Origin of the sequence: Stenotrophomonas sp. HMWF003 (assembly GCF_003061285.1) — a bacterium.
GTDB classification, from domain to species: Bacteria; Pseudomonadota; Gammaproteobacteria; order Xanthomonadales; family Xanthomonadaceae; genus Stenotrophomonas; species Stenotrophomonas maltophilia_AP.
In genome coordinates, this window is record NZ_QAIW01000437.1 from 9,133 (window position 1) to 10,010 (window position 878).

The 878-nt window shown below is 70.0% G+C and carries 1 protein-coding gene and 1 pseudogene; one reads left to right on the forward strand and one right to left on the reverse strand.

Annotation, left to right across the window (positions count from 1 at the left end; all coding sequences use genetic code 11):
* Window positions 1-659, forward strand: a 659-nt coding sequence (locus tag DBR34_RS19190; protein ID WP_128097961.1) for a hypothetical protein, incomplete at its 5' end; no start/stop codon positions are given.
* Between the two features lie 9 nt (window positions 660-668).
* Here DBR34_RS19190 and DBR34_RS21555 read toward each other — a convergent pair.
* Window positions 669-878: pseudogene (locus DBR34_RS21555) on the reverse strand (hypothetical protein); the annotation flags it as partial.

Below are 878 nucleotides of genomic sequence, written 5' to 3' on the forward strand. Positions count from 1 at the left end.
TGGACATCCCGCCGGTGGACTACCCGACCCTGCCGGCCACCGCCGCGGATGCCAACGGCTTCGTGCCACGCGGATGGCGCATCGAACAGCGGCTGGACGGCGACCTCAACGCCGACCGGCGGGCCGACCTGGTGCTGGTGCTGCGCCAGCAGGATCCCCGCAACGTGCTTGAACACGACGGCATGGGCATCAGTCCGCTGGACAGCAACCCGCGCCTGCTCGCGATCGCCTGGGCGCGGCCGGATGGCACCTATGCGCTGGCCGCGCAGAACCACCAGCTGATTCCGCGCCACGAGTACCCGAACCTCTCGGACGTGTTCGAAGACGGCGCCGGCGGCGTATCGATCGTGCGCGGCACGCTGCAGGTGGGCCTGTACGCGTTCTCCAACGCCGGCAGTTGGGCCACCGGTTCCACCCGCTTCACCTTCCGCTGGCAGCACGACGCCTTCGCGCTGATCGGCTACGACGACGATTCAATGATGCGCAACTCCGGGCAGACCGAATCGGTGAGCATCAACTACGCCACTGCGAAGGTACGCCGGGCGAGCGGCAGCATCGAGACCGACGGCGAGCAGGTGAGATGGGAGAAACTGGTCTCGAAGAAGCGCTGGACGCTGGACAGCATCGGCGAAGGCGCGGCGTTCAATCCGCTGCCGTAACCGCGCCGCTCACTGCGGGCGCCATGCCTGCGGCAGCGGTGCGCTGATCAGAGCCGGGCCCCCGTCGCCCGCGCGCCCGTAACGCGGCACCTGCACCCGCTGCCGATCGGCACTGAGCTGCAGCGGGCGCTGCGTGCTGCGCAGCGCCGGCGGCATCACGGCCAGGCGGTCCAGCGCGTCGGCCTGGCCACGCGGCTGACCGTGCAGCCACAGCATCGC